Here is a 24,426-nt window from a genome sequence, read left to right on the forward strand (position 1 = left end):
CATTCATGCGCCTTATTGCAGGTGCGATGCTTCGGCTGAATATTCTTTTACTATTTGTAATGCTTCGGCCATTCCGGGAATTTCCACACTGCCTGCGCACACTTTTTCAAGGGCTTCGCGCAAGTTCTGTAAACTTTGCGGAGGCAGCCCGCTTACGGCAAGTTTTAAAACGTCTTTCAGCCCTTCAACCTGCATATAAAGCTTTTGCGGGTCTAGCTCGGTGCCAACCAGCATGCGGGCTTCATCATCAGTCATCTCAAATCATCCTGTTGTGTCTTTTTCCTGCTGCATCATGAACGCAGCACGCTGCCGTAGCAATGCTGGGCATCAACGCTACAGATAGCGGCATTGGCACGCTGAACCGAACAGTGTGCGGGAAATCTGCATATCTATTTAATATTAGATACCTATTTTCAGAACAGTATGAATCTATATTTTAAAAATTCTTGTATATAGAGAGCACACAGCGCCCTAACACCTTCACACGTCCCAAAAGACATACATCAATTTCAGCCAAGACACGTCTATGTTAAGGGGTAAGGTGTCTCTGAAAATTGTGTTGCCTCTTATCAGCAGATCACGTCAGACCGGATAAGTGTTGTCAGTGTATGGGAATGAAAAATCATATATAGATTTTCGGAATATTTCTTATTGATGACGTAAAAGAGTGTGGAAGATAAATATGCCTGCTAATATTAACACCCCGCCGCCGCCAACACGCAAGCCCACAACTTCAAGCCAGACACCCTATATTATTGCATGGTTTTTGTGCCTGGTTTTTTATCTTCTGCAATACTCTACACGCTCCGCCCCCAGCGTTATGGTGAGCGAGCTGGTTTCCTCCTTCGGGCTGACAACGGTGGGTTTGGGGTCCTTACTCGGGCTGTATTATTACACCTATTCCTTCTGCTCCATTATCTCGGGCGCGGCGGTAGACCGATGGGGGGCAAAATATACCATCTCGTTTGGGGCGCTGGTGCTGGCCGTGGGCACCTGCCTGTTTGGCTGGGGAGAAGAATGGATGGCAAGCCTTGGCCGCCTTATGCAGGGTGCGGGCTCGGCTTTTGCCTTTGTGGGCGCGGTTTATCTGGCGGCGCGGGGCTTTCCCAAAAAGTATCTGGCCACGGCTGTGGGGGCCACGCAGTGCGCGGGCATGCTGGGCGGCGCCATGGGGCAATCTACCGTGGCATGGCTAATTCATGGTGTTATCAACTGGCATTTTTACTGGATTGATACCGGGCTGCTGATTGCCCTGATAGCCGTTTTTCTGTTTGTCATGACCCCACAGGAAAAAAAGGCAGATACCACGCATGTGGCCCCGGCTTCTGGCTCCATGTTTGCGCCGTATAAAAGCGTGCTCACCAACCCGCAGTCCTATCTGTGCGGGCTGTGTGCGGGGCTGCTGTTTTTACCTACCACCGTGGGCAGCATGACATGGGGCATTACGTTTTTAACCCAAAGCTGGCACGTTGGGTACCATGAGGCCGTAATGCGGGCCGCCATGGTGCCTGTGGGCTGGATGTTTGGCTGCCCTGCCCTTGGCTATTTAACAGACAAGATCGGGCGCAGAAAACCCGTGCTGTTGGGCGGCATTATTGTTATGGCGCTTACGGTTGCGGCCATTATCTACCTGCCGGGCAACACCTTTCCGCCTTATGTGCTTGCCTTGCTTCTGGGCTTTTCTTCCGGTGCGGCCATGATCCCCTACACCATCATCAAGGAAGTAAATGCAGATGATGTAAAGGGCAGCGCCACAGGGGCCATTAACTTTTTGGTGTTTGTTATGAGCGCCATTGTCTCTCCGCTGTTTGCCGCATTCCTGCAACATCTAGGGCATGGGCGGCCGCTCAACGGGGCGGACTTTACAGAAGGCTTTAGCTTTGGCCTAGCCGGTATTGTGCTGGCAGGCGTGCTAACCTTTCTGCTGCGTGAAACCGGGCAGAAAAAGCCGTAAAACGCTGCAACTATTCCCAACAAAAACAGGCCCTACCCATAAGGGTAGAGCCTGCCTTTAAACATACCGAACTGATAAAATCAGGCAGAAAGCAGGTTTAAGTTTGCAGCTTTCTGATCTTCAGCAAGATACGGACCTGCTTGCTGAATGGTCATGGAAAGAATGCCCATATTGCCGTTGGTCAGATAATCCCCAAGCGGCAGCACGGCATCACCATTGGTCCATGCGCAATCTGTCCAATCTGAAGCATGCCAGCCAGCGGGCTTTTCAGCCTGAAGATGCGCCGTAATGTCATGCGTCAATGTAGCGCAGAACAGGCGCACATCCATAACAGCCACACCCATATAGCGGCGATCATCCACAAAAGGCCCAATCACATCTGCCGGGCGGCTGGCGCGGGAAACAACACGCACAAACTGCGTGCCAGAAGGCAGCATAAAGCTGTATTTCTTGGTTTCCTTACGCAGGGGCCGCACAATGGCACCTGTGTTTGTAACCAGATGCAGATCTGGATCTGTGGTTGTTTTTGCCGTTTGGGCACATACCGCGGGGCTGGCAATCTTACGGGCGCGTGCGCTCAAAGCATAAAACAGAGGCTCAACAAAAGCCCGCTCAACCCCCAGAGGGGCCCCTGCATCGTGCGCCCAGCTTTTGGCCTTACCACGCAGCGCAACAACCTTGCCAAGCTGGCGGAAGGAGGAACGGTTGCCTGTATCCAGATAGCTTTCTGTCTGCACGCCATCGGCCGTGATAACGGCGTGCTGCTCTGTTTCTACGTGATAATAATCGTAAGAGGTGATGGATTTATCGTAAAAGATGGAAACGCCATTCACCAGCATACGGGCTGGCACAAACTTGCCATTAAAGAACAGGCAATGTTCTGCCGTAACCAGCATATCCTTATAAGGCACGCCCGGGGCAATGGCGTTTTCAAGAATGCGCACAGGCCAACCGGCTTCATCATCCGCAAGATCGGCCTGCACATGTGCATGCGCTTTGCCTGCCCACACAACCGTGCGCGCAACATTTTTGTTATGCTGCCAATCAAAGGCAAGAACGTCATCACCAAGCTGGATGTTTTCAACCGCTTTTTCACCTTCTGGCGTGCGGATCATGCTGCCAGCAAGAAAGCAGGTAACGGTTACGGTATCTCCGTTAAAGGAATAATCATCCTTGGTGTAACCATCGGCAAAGGTCACGTTGGCCAGCACATCTCCGTTCTGGTCCACAATTTCATTGCCGTTATCGCTCCAGCTCAGGCTTGTGGTTTGACCATTGGAGAAAACAATCTGATCACGCGGAGACAGGTTGTTGATTGTGAGCGTTCCGCTGGCCGCATAATTGTTCACAATTAACGTATTATACGTACTGGAATCTGAGGGAGACGCCCCGAAGGTAACGGGAGCAGTCAATGTGCCAACAGACAGGGAACCACCATTTGCAATGGTAACGGTATTGCCCGACAGAGTGCCATTTACCGAAAAGTTGGTTGATTCAACGGTGAAGGATGTCGCATCGTTGGTAAGATTATTATTAATAGAAAGATAACCATCCCCCGTTAGCGTCACATCGCCTTTAACGGTCATGGTGACATCATGAAAATTCGAATTTTCAGTATCGCCTTCAGTCCAGCCACCGTAATTATGCGCAATAATATTGAGTGTAATGGGAGAGGCCGTACCGTCTAAAATAATATCGGTACTATCAGTGGCAAGATCACTCCAATTACCACTTGAATTGATTGTTACGGCCACGCCCTTACCCCCCATTTAAATATGACAAAGTGTATACAGTCGGGGAGGATGTTTAAGGTTTTCTTAACCTTATTTCAACAAAAATGTTTATGTATTTGCAACAAGTTAACTATGTTGAAACATATCTTCCCTTTTTTAACGGTGCACAGTATCGTTTCCGGCCAAATTTGCGGGGCATTCAGGCCGTTCCCACCATTCATCGCTTAAAAATGGGACTGATCTGGTTCTTTTTCTGTTACTGGATATGCTGAGGCATCAAGCAGGCTGGTGCCTTAAATGGTATATAAACCGGCCACGCCAATAAGGTGTATAATCCGTGCGGCCTTGTTTAACCCATTCCCCAACATGCGCTACACAGAGCTGAAACCGCTTTTGCCCAGCACAAGGACCGCACATGATAAATGCCCCCTCCCCCACGCCAGAAGAAGACTGGACAGAGGAAGACCCCATAGACGCAGAAATTGATGCCCGCGTGGCGCAGGTGCATCAGGCTGCCGGGTTGCCGCCAGAACGGCCCGCGCGCTTTGGCCCGATGGTTACCATTGTGCTGCCTATGATTATTGCGGGCATTCTGCTGATTATAGGCATATGGATGTTTGCTTACCCGATGTTTTTTAGCTGAGCCGGCTCTCCGCCTTATTTGCGCCGCAGGCCAACAACCTTACGCAACGGGGCTGTGAGCTTCCATGATGAGGACGCCCGCATGATCTCCACATCCCGCCGGGCCTGCTGCACTTCCTGCGCCAGATGTTCTTCGCGCAGGCTGCCATAAAACTGCGGGCCCTGCTTTTTAACACCTTCCAGCGTAGAACCCGCACAAATCACCTTTTTGGCTTCGGGGCTGAGCTCTGTGCAGAAAGGCTGCTGCATCATGTCCGGAATGGGGGAGGACAAAAAGTCATCCACCCGCATGTTGCCAAACTGGGCTTTGGCATCATCTGGCAGGCCGTTTTTCCAGTCCTCCATCATCCAGCGCAGGGCGTGGATAGGGTGAAAGTGGTCTTCCACAATGCAGTACTGGATATCACACCATTTTTCAAAAAGGCTGATATTTCCTTCAGGTGTGGCGTTAAAGTAGTGTGATGGATAACCGTGCACCGGCTGCAAAAACGGATAATCTATGCGCACAATGCCGCCGGGTTTGAGCACGCGGCAAATTTCAGCCGCAACCTCCCACGGGCGCTTGGTGTGTTCCAGCGTTGCGGCACACAGCACAAAATCAAACTGGGCATCGGCAAAAGGCAGGTTTTCGCCCACACACACCACATCGGTGCTCAGGGCAGGAAACACATCTACATTCACCATCTGCTCGGTTACGGTATCACGCAGCCCGGCCCCTACATCCAAAAACATCCAGTCCGGGTGTTCTTTTTGCAGGCCCGCAATATAGCCACCGTAATTATGGGCCGAAATAGGCGGAAAAGGCGGAATATGGAACTCCTGCCTTATGGCGTCTGTCATGTAATTGGCGGGCTGGCCATAGGTGCGCGGTGTTACGGGGTTCTGGCGGAAGGCAATGCGTTCCAGCTTGCGTTCACGCATGGCGGCCACCAGATCCTGATTGGCAGCCTGCATCCGCCCTTCGTGCTGGCCATGCTGGGCATAATGCTGGGGGGCAGAAAGCCCACACGCGGCCACATCCGGGTTGGCCTGCCAGTAGGCCAGATCATCCGCTGGAGTTTTAAAAACCGGTGTTCTGATAACTGGTACTTCGTTATAGGAACCGTCTTGCATCCGCTCTACCTTGCATACTGTGCGCGCCAAAGTTCCGCCCTATTGCCTGAACCCAAGCCCCACCCCTATACTTGGCACACCCTTGCCAAACGCTAAAGCCCCCTGCCATGTCTGTGTCTCTTTCTGCTTTTCCTTGTGTATTTCAGGCTGCTGGAGGCCGGGGGCTCATTGAAACCTCACCCCGCATGGGGGGAAACTTTGCCTTTGGCGGCACCCTGCCCGATGGCACCCACAGCCTGCTGACAGACTGGCACACAGATACCCCACCCATATACCGCTACAGCTTTGGCCCCGCAGTGTTTGACCCCGCACTGGCCCTGTTTGCGTGGGAAGGCCACCCCCTGCATGATACGGTTTACACCCAAGGCCTTGCAGCATTAGAGCGCTGGCACGCAGCCCCCACCAGCACACCGGTGGAGCAGCACCATTGCACCGCATGGGCCGGGTTTGACCACTGGAACACCAATTACTATCACTGGGTGGCACACACGGTTCCGGCCCTTTACTATTTTCTAAAACATGCTGGGCAGAACGATGTGTTTTTGCTGCCACCCCTTACCCCGTGGCAGGAACAGTTTGTAACCCTTGCAGGGCTTGCGCCAGAACGACGGCTGATCACCCACCCCGGCACGCGCTATGCCTTCCCCCGCGTGGTGTATACAGATTTTGTGCGTGGCAAAACGGATTTTACGGCATCCGCAACATCTCTCGCAGCCTATGCCGCGTTGCGTCAGGCCGCCAGCACCACGCCCACACGCGGGCGCTACCTGTTTTTGGAACGCGGCGAGGCCGCAAACCGCCATATGCCCAACGAGGCCGAATTGGCCGAGGCGCTAAGCACACTTGGCTTTACCCGCGTGCGCCCCGAATGCCTGCCCATAGCCCAGCAGATAGACCTGTTTGCACAGGCCGATATGGTAATGGGCTTTTTGGGCGCGGGCCTTGCCAATGTGGCGTGGTGCCAGCCCGGCACGCTGGTGTACGAACTGGTGCCCAGCCATCATCTCAACCCGTGTTTTCTGGCCATGTGTATTCAGGGTGGCTTGCAATATTGGGCAGACAAGGTGGAAACCGGCGTTGCGCATGAAGACCACTATACACCCGCCACCCTGCCCCTGCCTGTGGGCGAAATTGTGCGCCACGCACAAGCCCTGCTGCACTGGCGCAAAGGGCAGATTGGCTCAAGATAGCTGTCTGTATTTCTGTATATATATTCAATAAGATTCCGTTTCCGTTCCGAAAATGTTAGGCTGGTTTTTCATACGCCAAAAACCACCTAGCAGGAGCCCCCCTCATGCCAACCCTTATGATAAACGGCCAGCCGCACAGCGTGGACGTTGATGCCGATACGCCGTTACTTTGGGTGTTGCGCGATATTCTGGGCCTGAATGCCGCCAAGTTTGGCTGCGGCATTGCCCAGTGTGGGGCCTGCACCGTGTATGTAGATGGCAAGGCCGTGCGTGCGTGCAACCTGCCTGTTGGGCTGGTGGGAGAGCGCGCCATTACCACGCCAGAGGGGCTGGATATGGCAGACCCGATTGTACGGGCCATCAAATCTGCGTGGGTGGAACTGGATGTGGTGCAGTGCGGATACTGCCAGCCAGGGCAGGTTATGGCCGCCGTGGCCCTGCTACGCACCACCCCCAAACCCACGGATGAACAGATAGACAGCGCCATGTCTGGCAATATGTGCCGCTGTGGCACGTATATGCGTATTCGCGCAGCCATTCACCACGCAGCGGGAGAACTGGCATGAGCACACATTCCCCCTCATCCACCACGCGGTTAAAAACCAGCCGCAGGCGCGTGCTGCAAGCAGGCGGTGCATTGTTGCTGGCAACGCTATGGCCCACAGCACGCGGGCGGGCGGCTCAGGCCTCGCAGGCAGGCACCGGCGTGCTGGTGGAAGATGTTGCCACCCCCTTTGCACCCAATGCGTTTATTCGTATTGCCGCAGATAATACCATTACCCTCATTTTGCCAAATATCGAGATGGGGCAAGGTATTTACACATCATCCGTAATGCTAATGGCGGAAGAACTGGGGATAGACCCCTTTGCCGTGCAGATAGAGGCCGCACCCCCCGGTGGCGGTGCGGAAATTACCGGCGGTTCTACCTCTATCATGACAGAATGGTTGCCGTTGCGCCAAGCTGGTGCGTCAGCGCGCACCATGCTGGTACAGGCCGCGGCCTCACACTGGGGCGTTGCACCAGAAAGCTGCACAACCGCCAACGGGGCCGTGGTGCATACGCCCACTGGCCGCACCGTACCATTTGGTGATGTGGCAGAAGCTGCCGCCAAACTGCCCGTGCCCAAGGAGCCAAAATTAAAAGATGCCGCCAATTACACGCTTATTGGCCGCAAGCACCATCGGCTGGATAGCCAGATCAAGGTAGATGGTACCGCCCGCTTTGGCATGGATGTGCAGGTGCCGGGCATGAAAATTGGCACCGTGGCCGCCTGCCCCGTGCAAGGTGGCACTGTGCGCAGCATGAACCGCAACGCCGCCTTGGCTATAAATGGCGTACATGCTGTTCTGGTAACGGATAATAAAGATACCGTATGCGTGGTGGCAGAGCATTACTGGGCCGCGCGCAAGGGCCTGAAAGCCCTGCATATTCAGTGGGATTTTGGAAAAAACGCGGCCATTACCACCCAGACCATTTATGATGATCTGCACGCGGGGCTAAACGGCCCGGCCATTGTGGCCAACGCCAAGGCAGATGCGCCGGATGTAATTGGCAAATCTGGCACCACCTACACAGCCACCTATCAGCAGCCCTTATTGGCCCATTCCCCTATGGAGCCCATAAACTGCACCGCCCATGTGCGGCCAGATGGGTGCGATGTATGGGCAGGCACGCAGGTGGCCGAGCGCGCGCGAGATACCGCAGCCGAAATAACCGGCCTGCCTGCCAGCAAGATTACGGTGCACAGCCAGTATATTGGTGGCGGTTTTGGCCGCAGGCTGGAGCATGAATACGTCACCCAATGCGTGCAGTTTGCAAAACAGGTGCCCTACCCGCTGAAAATTATCTGGAGCCGGGAAGAAGATGTTACAAAGGACAGATATCGCCCAGCCTATGTTGATAAACTCACCGCCGCGCTGGATGACAAAGGGTATATCACCGCACTGCAACATCGCATTGTTGGCCCGGCCGTGGTGGCGCGGTGGGACCCGCCAGAACTGACAAAGGATGGGTATGATGAAGACCTCTCCCTTGCCACAGTGGTAACACCCTACACCTACCCCGCGTATCGGCTGGAATTTGCCCGGCGCGAGGCCCCCGGCATCACCACCGCATGGTGGCGCGGTGTAGGTGGCACACGCGGCCTGTTTGTGGTGGAAGGTTTTATAGATGAACTGGCCGCCCGCGCGGGGGCAGACCCGGTAGCCTATCGGCGCGCCATGGTGCAGAACAACCCGCGTGCGCTGGCAGTGCTGGAACGTGCCGCAGCAGATGCAGGCTGGGGCACACCCGTGCCCAAAGGCCGGGCGCGCGGTGTGGCCCTGCAGTTTGCGTTTGGATCCTACATGGCCAGCATTGCGGAAATTGAAATGCCCAGCCCGGATGAAGTAATTATCCACCGCGTGACTGCAGCCGTGGATTGCGGGCAGGTTATCAACCCGGACCAGGTGATTGCGCAAATAGAGGGCGGGCTGATTTTTGGCTTTTCCGCCGCCCTGTATAATGAGATCACGCTAGAAAACGGGCGTGTACAACAGCAAAACTTTAATACATGGCGCGTGATGCGCATGAACGAGGCCCCACGCCGCATTGATGTGGTGGTGATGCCCAGCAAGGAAGACCCCGGCGGCATTGGTGAGGTTGGCACCGCAGCCGCAGCCCCATTGCTGGCCAACGCCATGGCGGCGGCACAGGGGCGGCGTTACCGCAGCCTGCCCCTGCTTTCTGCCCGCAACACGGAAGAGAAAGAATAAGACCATGACACACGCTTTTTCTTTCCCACCCGCAAAACGTGTTTCCCTTTCTGGCACAGGTGCATTGGCCGCCCTGCTGCTGGCAACCTTATGCCTGCCCACACACGCAGCCCATGCCAACGCTGCGGAAGACGGCACACCCGGCAGCACACCGGTAGAACGCGGGCAGTACCTCACCCGTGCATCAGATTGCGAGGTCTGCCACACAGCCCCCGGCGGCATGCCTTATGCAGGCGGACGGGCGTTTAAGTTGCCGGGCATGGGGGTGGTGTATTCCACGAACATTACGGCAGATAAGCAGCATGGCGTTGGCGCATGGAGTGATGAGGAATTTGTTGCCGCCATAAAACAAGGTGTTTCCCCCGGCGGCAAGCACCTTTACCCCGCCATGCCCTACCCTGCGTATTCCCGCCTGAGTGATCAGGATGTGCGCGATATTCGGGCCTATCTGGCCACATTGCCTACATCTGCCAGCGCGGCACCAGAAAACAAGCTGCGTTTTCCTTTTTCCATACGCAGTTTGATGATTTTCTGGAACATCGTAAACGGCCCGGCCTCTGCCTACCCGGATGACACCACAAAATCCGACCAATGGAACCGTGGCCGCTGGCTGGTGGAAGGTGCAGGCCATTGTGCAGATTGCCACAGCCCGCGAACACTCACCTTTGGGCTTTCCACCAGCAAGGCATTTGGCGGGAATATGCTGAATGGCTGGCGCATCTATAACATTTCGTCCGACCGCAAAACCGGTATTGGCGGCTGGACAGATGCCGAACTGGCGCAATACCTTTCCACCGGCCATGCCGATGGCCATGGCACGGCATCTGGTGATATGGCGGATGTTATTGGCCACAGCCTGCGCTACCTTACCCCGGCGGATATTCAGGCTATGGTAACGTATCTGCGCAGCACAAAACCCGTGAGCACACCGCAGGATGCCGTAACCTTCCGCAATGTGGCCAGCGGAGATGCCAGCCTGCCGCAAAACAGCCGTGGCGCACGGCTTTATGCATCAGCCTGTGCGGGGTGCCATCTGCCCGATGGTACCGGGCGGCAAAGCAGCTTTGCCAGCATTGCGGGCGGGCGCTCATTGGGTGCGGATAATGGCCGTAACCTGATACAGGTTTTGGTAAATGGCAGCGGCCTGCAAACCGCAACAGGCGTGCAGATTATGCCGCACTTTACGGGGGGTGGCCTCAGCAACCGTGATCTGGCCGATCTTGCCGCGTTTGTGATGACACACTTTACCACCGCCCAACCGCATGATCTGGAAAAACAGGTTGAGCAGATTAAAAAAGATCAGGACTAATCTTTCCTGAAAACACAAAAAAACCGTGCCGGATGCGTTCTGCTCCGGCACGGTTTTTTGTATCTGCCACGCTTAAAGTATGTGGCGTGGCAGAGTTTGGATATTACGCGTTCAGGTAAATGGTTTTGGTGCGCACATAGGCTTCCAGCCCGTGCTGGCCGTCCTCACCCCCCAATCCGCTTTCACGATACCCGTGGTGGAAGCCCTGCGGTTCTTCACCCGATCCGCGGTTGACGTAAATTTCCCCAAAGTCCAGTTCCCGGCCCATACGTAGGATACGGGAGAGATCATTGGTGAACAGATAGGCGGAAAGCCCATAGCGACTATCATTGGCGCGGGTTAGGGCCTCATCAAAGTCTTTCACCTTGATAAGGGAGAGCACGGGGCCAAATACCTCGTCCTGCACAATGTCCATATCCGGGGTAATGTCTGTTAGCAATGTGGGGGCGTAGAAGGTGCCTTTATCAAAGGCGCCACCCGTTAGGCGTTTGCCACCCAGTTCCAGCTTTGCACCCTGTGATATGGCTTTTTGCACAATGCCATCCACTTTTTCCAGCTCGGTTTCGTTTACCTTGGGGCCCATATCTGTGGCATCATCCATGGGGTCACCCACCTTCAGGCTGGCAATGCGATCTTTCAGCGCTGTAGCAAAACGATCATACACATCTTCATGCACATAGGTGCGTTCGTTGGCTGTGCACACCTGCCCACCGTTGAAGAAGCGTGCTGTAACGGCGGCTTCCACCGCGGCGGGAATATCGGCATCTTCCATGACAATAAATGGGGCTTTACCACCTAGCTCCAGCCGCACTTCCTTAAGATGTTCGGCTGCGGCTGCCATGATTTTCTTACCCGCGGGGGTAGAGCCTGTCATGGTAATCAGCGGGGTATCCTTATGCGCTACCAGCGGCACGCCCACACCTTGGCCGCTGCCCGTAACCACATTTACCACACCGGCGGGAATACCGGCTTCCTGCACCAGTTCGGCCAGTGCCAGGCCAGAAAGCGGTGTGCCATCAGCGGGTTTGAGCACAATGGTGTTACCCGCAGCCAGTGCTGGTGCAATTTTACGAGCACACAGAGCCAGCGGGAAGTTCCATGCGGCAATGGCCCCCACTACGCCGTGCGGCACGCGGTCGATCAGGATTTTTTCACCTTCACGCTCACCGGGAATGATTTCCCCCTGAAGCCTGCGGGCATTTTCTGCAGCAAAGCGCAACAGGCCAGCGGCAAAATCTACCTCGGCGCGGGCTTCCTTAATGGGTTTGCCCATTTCCGATGTAATAATGGTGGCCAGACGTTCCTTATCCCGCTCTACAAGGTTTTTAAGTGCGTAAAGATAATCGGCCCGCTGGCTGGCAGGTTTGCTGCTCCAGCCCTTAAAGGCGGCTTTTGCGGCAGCCACGGCTTTATCTACATCCTGCGGGTTGCCTTCTGCGGCTTGGCCAACTTCTTCCCCCGTAGCGGGGCTTTTAATGGGTGTGTAATTGCCAGATGTGGGTTTTACCCATTCATTATTGATGAACAGATCCTGCTGTTTAACATCAGCCATGAGATGTTCTCCTTTTTTCTAAAATTCTGTTTGCAGTATGACGTACAGATACGTTCATTAAAAGTAATGATATATCAGTAAACCATTTACAAAAAGTGAATGGTTTTAGTATGCCTCTGCTGGGCAAATGGTGTTGATAAACCTGTGCAGCAAAGGTTTTGCACCATTGCGCCGCCATACGCAGTAAACCGGGGCCGGGCGTAGCCCCTGCACGGCAAGAACACGCACATCATCCGGTGCTTTATGCGCAAAAATGCTTTTGGGAAAACAGGAAATTCCAATACCATCGCGCACGCAGGCCCGAATGACATCGTAAGATTCCACTGTTTGAATAGCGCGGGGAACAAAGCCCTGCTCTGCCATCCAGCGTTCAAACGCACTGCGGTAAAAGCAATCTGTATGAAACAGAAGCACCGTGGTGCTGGGCCAGTGAATATCCTGCAAACTGCGGATATTCTGCGGGGCCACCAGCACCAGTTCTTCTGTAAAAACAAAGCGGCTTTCAAGAAGTGGATGCACAATGGGGCCATCTGTTATGGCCAGATCCAGTTCCTGATCATCCAGCATATGTTCCAGCGTATAGCTGGCACGGCGCAGCAGGCGTATTTCTACATCCGGGTGGGCGGCCATAAAGGCAGGCATGTATTGGGGCAAAAAATGCGCCAAGGCCACATCCAGCGCGCCTATACGCAAAATGCCACGCGGCACATCGGGTTGAAAAAAGTTTGCAAGGCTATGGGCTTTTTCCACAACCTCTTTTGCCTCATGGTAAAAAAGGCGGCCTTCTGGCGTGGGAATAAGCCGCCCTTTTTCACGCGCAAACAGATCCTGCCCCAAAAGCTGTTCCAGCTCCTTGAGCCGCGCCGTAATGTTGGATGCCACGCAGTGCATGCGGCGCGAGGCCGCAACCACCGAGCCCTCCTCCATCACGGCGCAGAAAATCTGCAACTGCGCCAGACGGAGTGCTTCCATGATAAATCAGAACTCTTCGTATGTTGCGGGGTCCTGCCCGTGGCTGCGGCCATCTGGGCGGGCAAGGGTTGCCATGTCCTTCATGTCCTGCTCTGTCAGGGAGAAATCAAAGATATCCATATTGGAAATCTGATGTTCCTTGCTGGCTGCTTTGGGAATAGGCACACAGCCAAGCTGATGGTGCCATCGCAGGATAACCTGCACGGTGGATTTGTTAAGCCGCTGGGCAATTTTTTGAATCAGCGGATCCTGCAGCAGCTTGTTGGCACGGCCAAGGGGGCTCCATGACTGCGTAAGAATGTTCAGCTTTTTGTGTAGCGCCCGCATATCATCCTGCGGGAAGTAGGGCGAAAGCTCAATCTGGTTTATGGATGGCAGAACGCCCGTTTCTTTCTGCAATTTTTCCAGATGTTCGGGCAGGAAGTTACACACGGCAATAGAGCGCACATAGCCGCGTTTCTTGGCTTCAATAAGCGCCTGCCATGCCTCTACATACTTGCCAACCTTGGGGTTGGGCCAGTGGATGTAATACAGATCGTAATAATCCAACTGCGCACGGTAGAGGGATTCCTCAATGGTTGTCAGCGCCTCATTATAATCATGGTGGCGGCCCGGCAGTTTGGAGGCAATGCGCAGGTCCTCCCGCTTTTTGCCGCTTTGACGTACAGCATGGCCTACGGCCCCTTCGTTTTCATAATTAAAGGCGCTATCCAGTGCGTGGTACCCTACATCCAATGCGCTGACCATTGCTTCCATGCCAGCTATACCGTTCAGCTTGTAGGTACCAAAGGTAATAACGGGAAAAGTAAGACCATCGTGCAGTGTGATATCGGGAATACCCAAAACGTGCTCTCCTGAATCTGGCGTTAAACGGTAACATGCTGGTTTTGCGTGTAAAACCATGCCACATGCTATCCCCAACGCCTACCCGGCGCAGAGGTTGCACAGGGCTGCGCTCATGCCAGCTTTGCACAGAGCGAACACGCCTTAGGGTAAAGGCGGCAAACCCAAAAGGTTTTCCCTTAGAGCACGAAAGATTTTTTCATAAACCGTTAGATCTTCGGTTTCCGGCAATGTCAGATTCAACATGATAGAAGGCAGTTCCGGGTGCATTGTAGTCTGCCCTGCAAGTGGCACCCCCGTAAGTGTGGCCTGTGGTGTGCTGTCCTTAGTATCTGGCGCGGAATCTTCTGCCTGAAGGCCAAAAATTTGCCCATGATCTTGAACAGCAGGTTCAGGCTGTTCTGTGCTTTTGGCCGGGGCGGCTACAAGCTTGTCTTTATCCTGCACAAGTAATCCGCTTTCCAGCAGAATATCTATCAGGCACCGCGCACCTGTTTGCGTATGCGCATGTTTTTTATGCACCGAAACATCAAGAATATGCGCAGACAAATCCTTTTCGCTCATGCCGCTTTGCAGGTGTTCCGTGGTCATAAGCGCCATGAGGGCAGAATTGCTGGAGATGGCCTCCCGCCAATATGCCTGTGCATCGGCCCCCATGGCGTATTCCAGCGCATGCCCCAGCTTTTGGCCCAAGGGGGTAACTGTTTTGTCTGCCGCACCTGCAATAATACCGATATCCATCAGAAACTTATTGTTTCTGCTAATGGCGGCAGACCCCATTTTGGTAAGGCGCGCAAGTATATCCAAGGTAGGGTTATCAGGCACATGGCTGTACGCGATAATAATCTTCTCCAGGCCTTCAAGAGAGATTTTTGGGAGATGAAAGGAGTCGGTCATGGTGGCACTCCTGCTCTTTTCCAGAACTTAATTTAAATCTGGCAAGTTATGATCAGAAGAGTCAATAAAAACTATTTGCGATTATTTATAATACGGTTGCCAAATATTTTACAAATACACATTCAACATCACGCGCGGTTGCGGCGCGTGTGCTGCATGTAGGTTTGCACCGTGCTGAACCCGCTCTCCCACGCGTTCAGCAAGCTTTCCAGATGCTCGCGGTTGTTCACCAACCCACGGGCAATAAGCGTGCCTTGCTGATCGAACAAAAACGCGGCAGGCAGTTTATCTACCTGCAAGGCACGGCCCAGCGCCGGATCATTGATAAACGCAGCAGCAGGTGTGTTGGTTTGCTGGGCAAAGTGCTGCTGAATGGTTGGGGCATCATCCCCCGCCAGCACCAGCTCCAGATTTTCACGCCCGCAGAAGTTGCGTGCGATAGGGATAACCTTGCGAGAGATCGGGCATGTTGCAGAAACAAACAGCACCAGCCGTGGCTTGGCACCCCCAGCCAGCGCCAGCACGCCGCCTGCCAATGTGTGAAAAGGCTGTGGCGGGCAGGCATCTCCCGGTTGCGGGCCGCGAGAGCTGGTAAGCGCGCCCACCGGCGCAATTTCCTGAAACAGGCGGCGGATACGGCGCAGCATCAGGCCCATAACAATGCAGGCCGCAAGCAGCACAACAGTAAGGGCAGCATTGGCGTATATCAGGTTCTGCACGGGCTGGTCCTTTATGTTGTGCCGGTGGTGGAGTGGCGTAGCGGGTTTTTAAAATGCCCAGATGGCATCACAGCTGAACCAGAACATGTTGTTCATGCCGTTATTGGCATAGTTCACGTTTGGATCATCCGTGGGGGAAACACGGTTAAAGGGCCGTGTGCCGTTAAGGGATTTATCAAGCCGCACTTCCGGGCGAATGGAAAAAGAACCTTTGGGCAGCTTAAGAAAACCGGGGCGATACGTAACACCCACCGTGAGTTCCCCATAAGTGGTGCCGGGTGCGTAATCATACGGATAGTTCTGGCCACGCAGTTCGTTCACGTAAGACATGGGGGATGTGTTGTTACCCACCACGCCGCCATTGTTATCGCGGAAGATTTCACCACGCGCGTTAAACGTCAGCTCATCGCTGAAATCATGCGCGAAATAGGCGGTCACACCGTACACATCATCACGCAGGTAATCATCATGGAAGTAGGTGGCGTTCAGGGTGACGGTGGTTTTATCGTTAATTTTGTAGGAGGCCAGAAGGTCTCCGATATATTCCATATCGTGGTTGGCTTCACGCCCAATGGCGTACACGCTCTGCTGCGGGCCAAAATAGCCAATGGCGGCAACATCCAGCTTGCCACCTGCAAGTTCTGTAAACTGGAAGCCAAAATACCCTTTGGGGCGGCTGTTGTTTTTGGCATGGCCAAAGGTGGTGGAGTTACCGGCGTTTACACCCAGCACAAGGGCTGCGTGGTCTGTCATGTGCCATGTGGCCAGAACACCCACGGTTTCAAACGGCACAATGTAATCGGATGAATAGTTGTAGGAATAAAAAGGCCGTTCCAGCGCATCTGTGCCTTCAAAACCCTGAATCCCGTATTGCTGGCCAATCTGCAGGTCTATCCCGCCTTTGGTCAGCCACGGCAGGTGGGCATCAATATGCGCCTGAGTGGGCGTCCACTGGTACATGCCTGTCAGGTTGCCATCGCCCATACCAATGGTAGGGTTAAAGCGGGCATCGGAGCCATACAGAACCTCGAACACAAAACCCAGACCATAGCCATCGCCCAGTTCTGTTACCGGGTGGGAGAGCGTGCCGGTAATCTGGTTCAGTGTGGCGGTGTTGGCCCTATCTACGTAAGACTGCGCCCAGTTACGGCCTGTTTTGGTCCATGGGTTGCCGTTTACGCCGGCTTCCACCACAATATGGCCTTCAACATCATCAAACCATGAGTGGCTGGAAGGGCTTTTCAGGTTCACCTCATCCTTCTGGGCCTGCTTTTTTTCTGCTGCTGTTTCTTCCACCGCCAAAGGGCGCTCGGCATCATCGGGGGTGGTTTTTTCCTGCGCAAATGCAGGCAGTGCTGCCAGTTGCAGGGCAAAACACATACCGGCGGACAAACGGTGGCGCAAACGCATGCTCCCTGATACTCCCATTATCCACAAACAACCGCGGCAGGGGGCGGGTTTGCTTCTGTTTTATAATATTGTGGCACCTAAGCCGTGATCTAGCCGAGAGCAGCCCTGCAGAACAGGGCTTGCCGTGTTACTTTACTGTTGCAGCCGCGCCATTGTTGCCGCGATGACACGCTGCCAAAGAACGCTCCAGCACATGGGCGCGGTTGGCCATAAAATCCGGCATGGAAAGCGGATGCTGGCGCCATTCATGCACTTCTGCCGCTGTATAGGGCTTAAAGCCCGGCGGCGTGCTTTTGCCGCCCAGATCAATCAGCACAAAGTTCATGACATCGGCTAACTGCTGATCATCCCGAATGAGGGACATGGAAACACCCGGCACCTGCACCAGATATTTCCGCCCTTCATCCGTGCAGGCAAAGCTGCCTACGCTATCGCGCAGCATAGGCACAAAGGTTGGGCCAGATACGCCTGCAATACCGTGGCACCCCCCGCAGTGTGAAAGATAGGCAACCTGCGTGGGGTTTAAACTTGTGGCCCCCGGCACGGCATCTGCCGCGCGTGCCACCCCGCCTGCCAAAGCCAGTGTTGCACACGCTGCAACAGCAGGCACGGCAAGGCGGAAAACAGCACGCAACATGATCAGGAAGCTTTCCCGATCACCGCAGCTGTGGAGCAGTTGTACATTTCAGACGTGCCCGTGCCAAAGCACCAGATGATATCGTTATTGGCCATGGGGCGGTAGGAAGGCTGGTCTCCATCCGTGTTCAGGCAGGTAACTTCGTTACAGGAATCCTGACCACAGCAATCACGATAGGCAATCATGTAGGAGTTGCCATCCTGCGGGTTGTAGCAGCTACCAATCCAGGATGTGGGAGAAGGTGCTGTGCCCGGCGGGCAGCTATGTACGCCACCACCACAGGTGGAGCACAAGTTGCCATCAATGGCGCAATACCGCCAGTAATCGCACGCATTGGCATCTTTGGCCTGCGCCTTGGAGCCAAACGGCGTTGTGGCCTTGGCCACAGCCTTGGCTGCGGAGGAAGAAGCCGCATTGGCGCGGCTTACCGGCAGCAGCGGAAACAGTGGCACGGCAGCGGCCACGCCGCCCAGCTTTGCCACCACGCCACGGCGGGATGTTTTGCCCGCAAAACGGCGGAGCAGAGATTCGGTCAACCGGTCAAACAGGGTGCCCTGTTCTGCGGAGTTCTTGTTTTCAGACGGCAGCATGAGACATTGCTCCTGTATCGGTCAGACCCTGCGGGGGTGTGGCGGTAATGTTGCCAAGCAGCCCTTCGATCTGACGCCGGGTATTCACGAGGTCTTTGGCCAGAATGGTGCCGCGTTCATCAAGCAGTACCATGGCTGGCATACGGTTAATTTGCAGCACAAGGGCCAGCTCCACGCCGGTTATCAGGGGGATACCCTGCATTTCCGGGCGGGCCGCCACCATGCTTTTCAGTTCAGGTTCGGGGCCATCGCCCACAAAAATAAGGTCCAGCCCACGTTCGGCAGCCACCTGCCGCGCAATGGGGATAACGCGCTTACACACTGGGCATTCCGCCGCCACAAACAGCAAAAGCTGCTTGGCACCTGCGGGCAGGGTATCCCCCACCACAAAAGGCTGGCCCTGTAGCGTATGCAAAACCAGACGCGGCACAATCTGCCCCACATCCAGCCCCGGCTTGGCTTCCTGATTCCCCAGCGGTGCAAGGCGTTCGTGCAGCACACCAATCTGGCGGGCCAAAGCCACCAGCATAACGGCAAGCCCAAGGGCCAGAACGGTGAGCAGCCCCTGCCAGATGTACAGAAACAGCATCATGCTTCCTGCCCTCCGCCAGATCCGGGTACGCGTTCTGGCGGCAGGGCCACCAGTGCCAGCCACACCAGATACAGCGCCACACCCGCCATAACGCCCTGCCCCCATACAAAGGCAGAAACGCCAGATGCAAAGCATGGGGCCAGCGCCAGCGGCACGCACAACACGGTGCGGGCTACCAGCTTCCATGAAAGGGTTTCAGACACCAGACCGGGTGTGCACCCGCAAGACAGGCTGGTGCGCCCACGGGCCACATTAATGCCCATGGCAAGCGCAAACACCACCAGCATGGCCGCAGCAGCCAAACCGCCAAACCCGGCGGCAAAGCCGGAAAACAGCGCCAGACCAGCCAGAACCTCTGCCCCGGCCAAGCCCCATGCCACAGCTTCGTATGACCATGAGGGCAAAAGCCGGTAAGAGGCCAGCGTGCCTAAAAACGCATCATGCCCACGCAGTTTGGAAACACCAGCCACCAAAAACATGGTGCCAATGCCCCCTGCGCACAGGGCAGCAAGCGGGGCTGTTTCAGCCAGCAGGCTCATCCTTCACCCGGCGCAACCGTAAAGATAAGGGATGTGCCAAGGGCCTTCATGGTACGCAGGGGCTTGCCCGTAAGCGCATCGGACACAAAGAAATCACCGTTATCTTCATTGGCGGTGAACATCAGCGGGTGTTCATCCTGCGTGACACCTACAAGGTTGCTGGCCACTTTAAGCGGATAGCGGCGGATGCGCTTGTGGGTTTGCGTGTCATACACCCACACTTCCGTGCCGTTATCTTTATGTGTCCAGAACGTGCCTTTGTGCATCAGCACGTACATCTGATGAGATGCCTTGTGCAGGGCGGCAATCTGCCAGCCACCGGGGCGCCATGTCACTTCAAACGGCTTGGAGGAATCGGGCGCAGCTTTCAGCCCCGCACCTTCCTGCAAGGACCACGGTTTTTCTACCGTGCTGTTTTCCCCCATTTTGGTGGGGTACACCATGCCGCTGTAGCTGATGAAGTAAGCCGTGCCATCTGCCGCAACAGTGGGGCTTTGTTCAAAAATGCCGTCCTTGTCGGGTTCAAAGAACGGTGCGGTGTGCGTCATGCCCACCTTGCCATCTGCCCCAAGGCTGACATTGGCCAGCGTGCCATCTGCACACAGGGAAGAGAAGCCGGAATTGCCCCACGGATACACCAGCGCGCAACCGGGAATTTCTACCGTCTGCGTAACTTTATGGGCAGTGTTGTCCACCACTTCCACTGCGTTGCTGGGGCTCATCTGATACACGTAGGCACGTGAACCATCGGCATTCAGCGCGAAGTCGTTCTTTTTAGGGGTGACCAGCGCGCGGGCGGGCAGTTTTTCATCGGATGTGAGCTTGAGCGTGCTGGCATCATATTCGGCCAGCAGATCGTTCCGTGCGCCGCGGTTGCCGCGTTCCCACGTGGTTTCTGCCACGTAAATGCGCTTGGCATCGGGCGTAAGGGCCATGTTGCCGTTATAGGCGGCCTGCACCATGCCCAGCAGTTTGCCGGAATCGGCATCCACTACATAAACGCGGCCATCCTTGTTGTGGGTGTAAACCGCATCTTCCACCAAAATGGTGTGGGGAGAATAAGGTGGCAGGGTAATAACGTCACTCTGCTCGGTCTGTAATACGGGTTCCGCTGCCTTGGCGGCGGTTCCTCCCATGGTCAGAATGGCTGCACTGCCCAGAAGAGCGCGCAGCAGGGAGGGACGGACTTTTTGAAGAGACATGCGAACTGTTTCTCTCGATACCGGAATGTTTCGGTATCATAGCGTTTCTCATTTCGTCCGCAAGACAAAACATGTGCTTTAAAGTGGGAGTGTTGTTTTGTTACAACGGCTCTATATTTTATTAAATATCAATCCATTACCATTGATCGTATATTCATCAACTGCCCTTTGGCCCTTTATATAAAACAGACTCCGAGGCACATAGGCGTTGCCGTAACCAGCGCGCTGCCGCGCCCTGCGGGCGTTTGTGATGCCACACCACAGCCAGGGGTACGGGCCTGTCTCCGGCATCAAACGCCAGGGGCGGCGTAACAATATCTGGCGCTGCGGGAGAGGCCGCCAAAATATGGTCTGAAATAAATGACCAACCGATATTGTGCTTCACCAGTTCCAGAATCACCCAGTGGCTTTCCACCCACCAGACCTCACCCGCCACGCGCAGATGTTGGCGCTCGCGCTCCTGCCCACGGGCGGCCACCATGATCTGCCGATACCGTTTAAGATCTTCCCACGCTACGGGGCCGCATTTGGCTAAGGGGTGGTTGCGCCCGCATACCAGTTTAAGCGGCACCCGCCCGATGGTGCGGAATGCCAGATCTGGCGGCATACGTGTTTGCTGCCACATCACCCCCAGATGCGCGGCCCCTTCCTGCACAAGCTGGCCGACATCCTCCATCAGCGGGAAAAGGATTTCCATTTCCACGTAGGGGAAGTGCTCGGCAAACTCGGCAAAAACCGGGCCGAGGGCGTATTCGGGGTATAGTTCATCTATAGCCACGACCAGCCGGTTTTCGACCTGATTTTCTAAAGAGCGGGCCACGCCTATCAGATGTTCGCGCCGGTCCAGCACCACCCGGGCCTCACGCAGCAGGCGTTCACCTTCTTGTGTCAATACAGGTGTGCGCCCGGTGCGTAGGAATAATTCCAGCCCCAGATCTACTTCCAGGTTGGCTACATGCGTGCTGATAGCAGATTGCGCACGCCCCAAACGGCGGGCTGCTGCGGAAAATGAGCCCGCATCTGCTGTGGCAACAAAGGCTTCAAGCTGTTCGAGCGAGACATTCATCCATCTGTTTTCCTGATGGTTCTTATCTTTCCTTTAACCGGGGTGACGATAGATTGCGCCGAATGTCAACGCAAACATTCACTTCCCTTCAGGCCGCTTCGGCCTCCTCTGCCATGGCAGATCATCACACCGCACAAACAGCTCCGGCTGTGGGCACGCGCGGCACGGCAGACCGTGTGCGCCACGTATTGCTGTTTGAGCTTATCGCACTGGCCATTGTTATCCCCACCGGCAGCACACTGTTTGGGCTGCACGAATCCTCCATGGGGGTTATTGGCATTGGCAGCGCCATAACCGCCACAATATGGAACTACCTTTATAACGTGGTGTTCGACCGCGTAATGGCGCGGCTTTATGCCACCACGCACAAAACAGTGCGCATACGCATTGTGCACACATTGCTGTTTGAAGCCGGATTGCAGGTTGTGCTGCTGCCCGCCATTGCATGGTACCTGCAGGAAAGCGTGCTGACGGCGTTTTCGCTCAGCATGTCCATTGCCGTGTTCTATCTGGTTTATGCGTTTGTATTTAACATGGCGTATGACCGGATCTTCCCCGTTCCGGCAGATCACCCGGCAACGGGCAAGGCCAACGGGTAAGCCGAACCGACCAAAAAATACCCCCTACCCTGCATGGCAGTGATAGGGGGTGAAACTTATGCAGAATAACGCATGCTTTTACGGCTGCTGCGCTGCCAGCCGGTCTTTTCTGACATAAATGAACTGATCATCCGGCATCTGCGTGTAGTCTTTTTCCAGCACCTGTAAAAAACAGGGCATAAACTTTTCTGCCGGATACGTACCCCAGACAACCCAGTGATCATAATAGATAACCGGGGGTTCATCCTTTGACAGATCCACGCAAATATCGCGCGTATATCCATGCCACGGATGGGCCGCATAATCGGCCTCCCACGGCAGGTAGGCGTGATATTTCTTCATGGAAAGGCGGTTGGCGTAAATATAAACATCGGGATTATACGGCAAAACAAGAATACGCTCATCCGGGGCCGCATATTTACGAATAAGTGTTGCAAAGCCCACGGTGGGGTTTTCCCTAAAGCGGTGCCAGCCTACCGCATGCCTTTGCGCCGCCGTTTGCCCAAATGGGGATGAAACCGCATGGCGCGCGCCAACAACCGTTAATGCCACACAGGCAACGGCCACAAAAACCATCACTTTGGGTTTGGATGCCAACACGCGCACAAGCAGCAAAGCCCCCAGACCCAAGGCCGCCATAAGGAATGAGCCGTTCTGGAACCCGACACTGCCACGCGCCTGCAGGCTAAGTATGCCAAGCAGGATAAACAGCGCCGCCACCCTATGCCGCCCGTATAACAGCAGCAACGCGCCACCCACAGCCAACATGCACACAGCTATTGTTTGAACAATACGATCTGGAGCCAAAGAAAAACGCAGGCTTTGCCAGAACTGGTTGACGTCCATTGGAATATAATGCGCGTACCACTGCTGATTGGCGATAAAATGGAACGCAACCATGCCGCCAATATCACCATATACCAGCAGCCAGAGCAGCATGATGGCAACAGCAGCCACACCCCCTAACATCATACCCACAACGGGGGCCTGATATTGCCGGGGGGCGGAAAGAAACACGCACAAGACAGCCAGAGCCAGCGCGGCGGAAAACAGGCCGAACGGATAAGCCGCAAAAGGCAGCAGCCCCAAGGCAGCCCCGCCCATAAAAGCCTGCATGCGCGAAACAGGAGCAGCACATGCAAGCGGCACTGCCAGCATGGCCAGCGCAATAACAGCCAGCGCCCCGCCTATTGTCCAGTAATCATCCAGATTAAGGCCCTGCACCACCCATACGCTGCCCACTGCCCCCAACCACAAGGCAGAAGCCAGATAACGCTGCCATTTCAACTGCAACAGCGGAGAGAAAAAGACCGCAGCCCCAGCCGCCGCCGCACAGGCGGTGGAAACCAGGCGCATCAACCATACCTGAGACCACCCCACAAAATGGCCCGCCACCCATGAAAGCGTAAAAACCAGCGGGCCGTGGGCATCTATGTATTCGCGGTAAAGTCTATCCCCACGATGCAGAGCAATGGCACCTAAAAAATGGCCAGATTCATCACCAAAGGGCAGATACCCAAGGCCTTCCATGTTTCTGTAAATAAAAAAGAACGTGCACAGCAGGAAGAGAACATACGATGTTCTTGTTATATTTTTATCCACGCATCCTCGCTTTTTAAATAAAGGCTTTTTTAAGATGCGCTCCTTATATTTTTAATATGAATAAAATTTATTATTTTTTTGTTCATATGCATAAATTTGATACGAACATTGCAAAAATCACACACCAAATACGTGCACCCCACCCCCATATGCACAGGCAGAACACAAGCAAATGAGAACTTCTTGCAAAAAATAATTGCGATTCATTCTTATTTGTGGTCAGGTCTTACACAGAATCGATCACCCACCACAAAGGTGCTGCGTATGGTTGTCTGCTCTTGCAATCGTCTCACCCACAAAGACGTTGAAGCTGCCGTGGCGGATGGAGCCACCCGCCCGCGTGAAATTTATGCCGCGCGCAACTGCAAGGCCCAGTGTGGGAACTGCGTAAAAGGCGTTGTCTGCCTGCTGCGTGAAGCCCGCCTGAAACACATGAAAAAGGCCGAAGTTCCGGCCCACATGGTGCCGGCTGCTGCTGGCGTGGCGCTGTCTGCCTAAGGCGCACAGGCT

At 54.8% G+C, this 24,426-nt stretch carries 24 protein-coding genes; 8 read left to right on the forward strand and 16 right to left on the reverse strand.

Going from position 1 to position 24,426, the window contains the following annotated elements:
* Positions 1-12 precede the first annotated feature (12 nt).
* Positions 13-255 (reverse strand): hypothetical protein, encoded by a 243-nt coding sequence (locus tag FCN51_RS16970; protein WP_160256426.1) that lies wholly within the window; start codon positions 253-255, stop codon positions 13-15.
* Between the two features lie 427 nt (positions 256-682).
* Here FCN51_RS16970 and FCN51_RS16975 point away from each other — a divergent pair, with 427 nt between their 5' ends.
* The gene (locus tag FCN51_RS16975; protein ID WP_124305635.1) at positions 683-1,954 is read left to right on the forward strand and encodes an MFS transporter; all 1,272 of its coding nucleotides are present in this window, start codon (positions 683-685) and stop codon (positions 1,952-1,954) included.
* 80 nt (positions 1,955-2,034) lie between these two features.
* Here FCN51_RS16975 and FCN51_RS16980 read toward each other — a convergent pair whose 3' ends face one another.
* On the reverse strand, positions 2,035-3,723 hold the full coding sequence (locus FCN51_RS16980) for a Hint domain-containing protein (protein ID WP_160256427.1): 1,689 nt from the start codon (positions 3,721-3,723) through the stop codon (positions 2,035-2,037).
* Positions 3,724-4,102: 379 nt separating this feature from the next.
* Here FCN51_RS16980 and FCN51_RS16985 point away from each other — a divergent pair, with 379 nt between their 5' ends.
* Positions 4,103-4,330 (forward strand): hypothetical protein, encoded by a 228-nt coding sequence (locus tag FCN51_RS16985; RefSeq protein WP_003625973.1) that lies wholly within the window; start codon positions 4,103-4,105, stop codon positions 4,328-4,330.
* Positions 4,331-4,344: 14 nt separating this feature from the next.
* Here the strand turns inward: FCN51_RS16985 and FCN51_RS16990 are convergent, their stop codons facing one another.
* Positions 4,345-5,442, reverse strand: coding sequence for a class I SAM-dependent methyltransferase (locus FCN51_RS16990; protein ID WP_124295041.1), 1,098 nt, complete (start codon positions 5,440-5,442; stop codon positions 4,345-4,347).
* 107 nt (positions 5,443-5,549) lie between these two features.
* On the opposite strand from FCN51_RS16990, the gene FCN51_RS16995 reads away from it, so the two are divergent.
* The 4 genes from FCN51_RS16995 (at position 5,550) to FCN51_RS17010 (ending at position 10,696) form a co-directional block, all read left to right on the forward strand.
* Positions 5,550-6,632 (forward strand): glycosyltransferase family 61 protein, encoded by a 1,083-nt coding sequence (locus FCN51_RS16995; RefSeq protein ID WP_160256428.1) that lies wholly within the window; start codon positions 5,550-5,552, stop codon positions 6,630-6,632.
* A gap of 104 nt (positions 6,633-6,736) precedes the next feature.
* Positions 6,737-7,198 carry a (2Fe-2S)-binding protein gene (locus FCN51_RS17000; protein WP_003625977.1) on the forward strand — a complete coding sequence of 154 codons (462 nt, stop codon included), beginning with the start codon at positions 6,737-6,739 and terminating at the stop codon, positions 7,196-7,198.
* Positions 7,195-9,387, forward strand: a complete 2,193-nt coding sequence (locus FCN51_RS17005) for a xanthine dehydrogenase family protein molybdopterin-binding subunit (protein ID WP_160256429.1) — start codon at positions 7,195-7,197, stop codon at positions 9,385-9,387. The genes FCN51_RS17000 and FCN51_RS17005 overlap by 4 nt, the downstream gene beginning before the upstream one ends.
* A 4-nt stretch (positions 9,388-9,391) precedes the next feature.
* Positions 9,392-10,696, forward strand: coding sequence for a c-type cytochrome (locus FCN51_RS17010; protein WP_160256430.1), 1,305 nt, complete (start codon positions 9,392-9,394; stop codon positions 10,694-10,696).
* Between the two features lie 103 nt (positions 10,697-10,799).
* Here the strand turns inward: FCN51_RS17010 and aldA are convergent, their stop codons facing one another.
* From aldA to FCN51_RS17070, 12 genes are all read right to left on the reverse strand, one after another.
* Complete coding sequence (aldA, locus tag FCN51_RS17015) at positions 10,800-12,248, reverse strand: aldehyde dehydrogenase (RefSeq protein ID WP_160256431.1); 1,449 nt, start codon at positions 12,246-12,248, stop codon at positions 10,800-10,802.
* A gap of 105 nt (positions 12,249-12,353) precedes the next feature.
* Positions 12,354-13,220: a LysR family transcriptional regulator gene (locus tag FCN51_RS17020; RefSeq protein ID WP_003628872.1), complete on the reverse strand. Its 867-nt coding sequence runs from the start codon at positions 13,218-13,220 to the stop codon at positions 12,354-12,356.
* Between the two features lie 6 nt (positions 13,221-13,226).
* A complete protein-coding gene (locus tag FCN51_RS17025; protein ID WP_003628870.1) occupies positions 13,227-14,123 on the reverse strand; it encodes an aldo/keto reductase in 897 nt (298 codons plus the stop codon).
* A gap of 84 nt (positions 14,124-14,207) precedes the next feature.
* Complete coding sequence (locus FCN51_RS17030) at positions 14,208-14,960, reverse strand: hypothetical protein (RefSeq protein ID WP_160256432.1); 753 nt, start codon at positions 14,958-14,960, stop codon at positions 14,208-14,210.
* Between the two features lie 128 nt (positions 14,961-15,088).
* Entirely contained in the window at positions 15,089-15,679 is a 591-nt protein-coding gene (locus tag FCN51_RS17035; protein ID WP_012812484.1) for a thioredoxin domain-containing protein, read from the reverse strand.
* A gap of 48 nt (positions 15,680-15,727) precedes the next feature.
* Positions 15,728-17,107 (reverse strand): outer membrane beta-barrel protein, encoded by a 1,380-nt coding sequence (locus FCN51_RS17040; RefSeq protein ID WP_012812483.1) that lies wholly within the window; start codon positions 17,105-17,107, stop codon positions 15,728-15,730.
* Positions 17,108-17,216: 109 nt separating this feature from the next.
* Entirely contained in the window at positions 17,217-17,726 is a 510-nt protein-coding gene (locus tag FCN51_RS17045) for a c-type cytochrome (protein ID WP_012812482.1), read from the reverse strand.
* A 2-nt stretch (positions 17,727-17,728) separates the two neighbouring features.
* Positions 17,729-18,316, reverse strand: coding sequence for a methylamine dehydrogenase (amicyanin) small subunit (gene mauA / locus FCN51_RS17050; RefSeq protein WP_003625995.1), 588 nt, complete (start codon positions 18,314-18,316; stop codon positions 17,729-17,731).
* Positions 18,303-18,905 (reverse strand): redoxin family protein, encoded by a 603-nt coding sequence (locus FCN51_RS17055; RefSeq protein WP_012812481.1) that lies wholly within the window; start codon positions 18,903-18,905, stop codon positions 18,303-18,305. Before FCN51_RS17055 ends, mauA begins: the two co-directional genes overlap by 14 nt.
* The gene (locus FCN51_RS17060; RefSeq protein WP_160256433.1) at positions 18,905-19,447 is read right to left on the reverse strand and encodes a MauE/DoxX family redox-associated membrane protein; all 543 of its coding nucleotides are present in this window, start codon (positions 19,445-19,447) and stop codon (positions 18,905-18,907) included. The genes FCN51_RS17055 and FCN51_RS17060 overlap by 1 nt, the downstream gene beginning before the upstream one ends.
* The gene (locus FCN51_RS17065) at positions 19,444-20,649 is read right to left on the reverse strand and encodes an amine dehydrogenase large subunit (RefSeq protein WP_012812480.1); all 1,206 of its coding nucleotides are present in this window, start codon (positions 20,647-20,649) and stop codon (positions 19,444-19,446) included. The genes FCN51_RS17060 and FCN51_RS17065 overlap by 4 nt, the downstream gene beginning before the upstream one ends.
* A 157-nt stretch (positions 20,650-20,806) precedes the next feature.
* Positions 20,807-21,715 (reverse strand): LysR family transcriptional regulator, encoded by a 909-nt coding sequence (locus FCN51_RS17070; RefSeq protein WP_160256434.1) that lies wholly within the window; start codon positions 21,713-21,715, stop codon positions 20,807-20,809.
* A gap of 62 nt (positions 21,716-21,777) precedes the next feature.
* Here FCN51_RS17070 and FCN51_RS17075 point away from each other — a divergent pair, with 62 nt between their 5' ends.
* Positions 21,778-22,314 (forward strand): PACE efflux transporter, encoded by a 537-nt coding sequence (locus FCN51_RS17075; RefSeq protein ID WP_003628855.1) that lies wholly within the window; start codon positions 21,778-21,780, stop codon positions 22,312-22,314.
* Between the two features lie 78 nt (positions 22,315-22,392).
* On the opposite strand, the gene FCN51_RS17080 is transcribed toward FCN51_RS17075, so the two are convergent.
* Positions 22,393-23,844 (reverse strand): hypothetical protein, encoded by a 1,452-nt coding sequence (locus tag FCN51_RS17080; RefSeq protein WP_160256435.1) that lies wholly within the window; start codon positions 23,842-23,844, stop codon positions 22,393-22,395.
* Positions 23,845-24,180: 336 nt separating this feature from the next.
* Here FCN51_RS17080 and FCN51_RS17085 point away from each other — a divergent pair, with 336 nt between their 5' ends.
* Positions 24,181-24,414 carry a (2Fe-2S)-binding protein gene (locus FCN51_RS17085; protein WP_012812477.1) on the forward strand — a complete coding sequence of 78 codons (234 nt, stop codon included), beginning with the start codon at positions 24,181-24,183 and terminating at the stop codon, positions 24,412-24,414.
* The last annotated feature ends 12 nt before the right edge of the window (positions 24,415-24,426 follow it).

The organism is Acetobacter pasteurianus (assembly GCF_009914215.2).
GTDB lineage: Bacteria > Pseudomonadota > Alphaproteobacteria > Acetobacterales > Acetobacteraceae > Acetobacter > Acetobacter pasteurianus.

Coding starts and splice junctions, on each gene's coding strand:
- FCN51_RS16970 (WP_160256426.1), bottom strand. CDS start 255: ATGACTGATGATGAAGCCCGCATGCTGGTTGGCACCGAGCTAGACCCG.
- FCN51_RS16975 (WP_124305635.1), top strand. CDS start 683: ATGCCTGCTAATATTAACACCCCGCCGCCGCCAACACGCAAGCCCACA.
- FCN51_RS16980 (WP_160256427.1), bottom strand. CDS start 3,723: ATGGGGGGTAAGGGCGTGGCCGTAACAATCAATTCAAGTGGTAATTGG.
- FCN51_RS16985 (WP_003625973.1), top strand. CDS start 4,103: ATGATAAATGCCCCCTCCCCCACGCCAGAAGAAGACTGGACAGAGGAA.
- FCN51_RS16990 (WP_124295041.1), bottom strand. CDS start 5,442: ATGCAAGACGGTTCCTATAACGAAGTACCAGTTATCAGAACACCGGTT.
- FCN51_RS16995 (WP_160256428.1), top strand. CDS start 5,550: ATGTCTGTGTCTCTTTCTGCTTTTCCTTGTGTATTTCAGGCTGCTGGA.
- FCN51_RS17000 (WP_003625977.1), top strand. CDS start 6,737: ATGCCAACCCTTATGATAAACGGCCAGCCGCACAGCGTGGACGTTGAT.
- FCN51_RS17005 (WP_160256429.1), top strand. CDS start 7,195: ATGAGCACACATTCCCCCTCATCCACCACGCGGTTAAAAACCAGCCGC.
- FCN51_RS17010 (WP_160256430.1), top strand. CDS start 9,392: ATGACACACGCTTTTTCTTTCCCACCCGCAAAACGTGTTTCCCTTTCT.
- aldA (WP_160256431.1), bottom strand. CDS start 12,248: ATGGCTGATGTTAAACAGCAGGATCTGTTCATCAATAATGAATGGGTA.
- FCN51_RS17020 (WP_003628872.1), bottom strand. CDS start 13,220: ATGGAAGCACTCCGTCTGGCGCAGTTGCAGATTTTCTGCGCCGTGATG.
- FCN51_RS17025 (WP_003628870.1), bottom strand. CDS start 14,123: ATGGTTTTACACGCAAAACCAGCATGTTACCGTTTAACGCCAGATTCA.
- FCN51_RS17030 (WP_160256432.1), bottom strand. CDS start 14,960: ATGACCGACTCCTTTCATCTCCCAAAAATCTCTCTTGAAGGCCTGGAG.
- FCN51_RS17040 (WP_012812483.1), bottom strand. CDS start 17,107: ATGGGAGTATCAGGGAGCATGCGTTTGCGCCACCGTTTGTCCGCCGGT.
- FCN51_RS17045 (WP_012812482.1), bottom strand. CDS start 17,726: ATGTTGCGTGCTGTTTTCCGCCTTGCCGTGCCTGCTGTTGCAGCGTGT.
- mauA (WP_003625995.1), bottom strand. CDS start 18,316: ATGCTGCCGTCTGAAAACAAGAACTCCGCAGAACAGGGCACCCTGTTT.
- FCN51_RS17055 (WP_012812481.1), bottom strand. CDS start 18,905: ATGCTGTTTCTGTACATCTGGCAGGGGCTGCTCACCGTTCTGGCCCTT.
- FCN51_RS17060 (WP_160256433.1), bottom strand. CDS start 19,447: ATGAGCCTGCTGGCTGAAACAGCCCCGCTTGCTGCCCTGTGCGCAGGG.
- FCN51_RS17065 (WP_012812480.1), bottom strand. CDS start 20,649: ATGTCTCTTCAAAAAGTCCGTCCCTCCCTGCTGCGCGCTCTTCTGGGC.
- FCN51_RS17070 (WP_160256434.1), bottom strand. CDS start 21,715: ATGAATGTCTCGCTCGAACAGCTTGAAGCCTTTGTTGCCACAGCAGAT.
- FCN51_RS17075 (WP_003628855.1), top strand. CDS start 21,778: ATGTCAACGCAAACATTCACTTCCCTTCAGGCCGCTTCGGCCTCCTCT.
- FCN51_RS17080 (WP_160256435.1), bottom strand. CDS start 23,844: ATGGAAGGCCTTGGGTATCTGCCCTTTGGTGATGAATCTGGCCATTTT.
- FCN51_RS17085 (WP_012812477.1), top strand. CDS start 24,181: ATGGTTGTCTGCTCTTGCAATCGTCTCACCCACAAAGACGTTGAAGCT.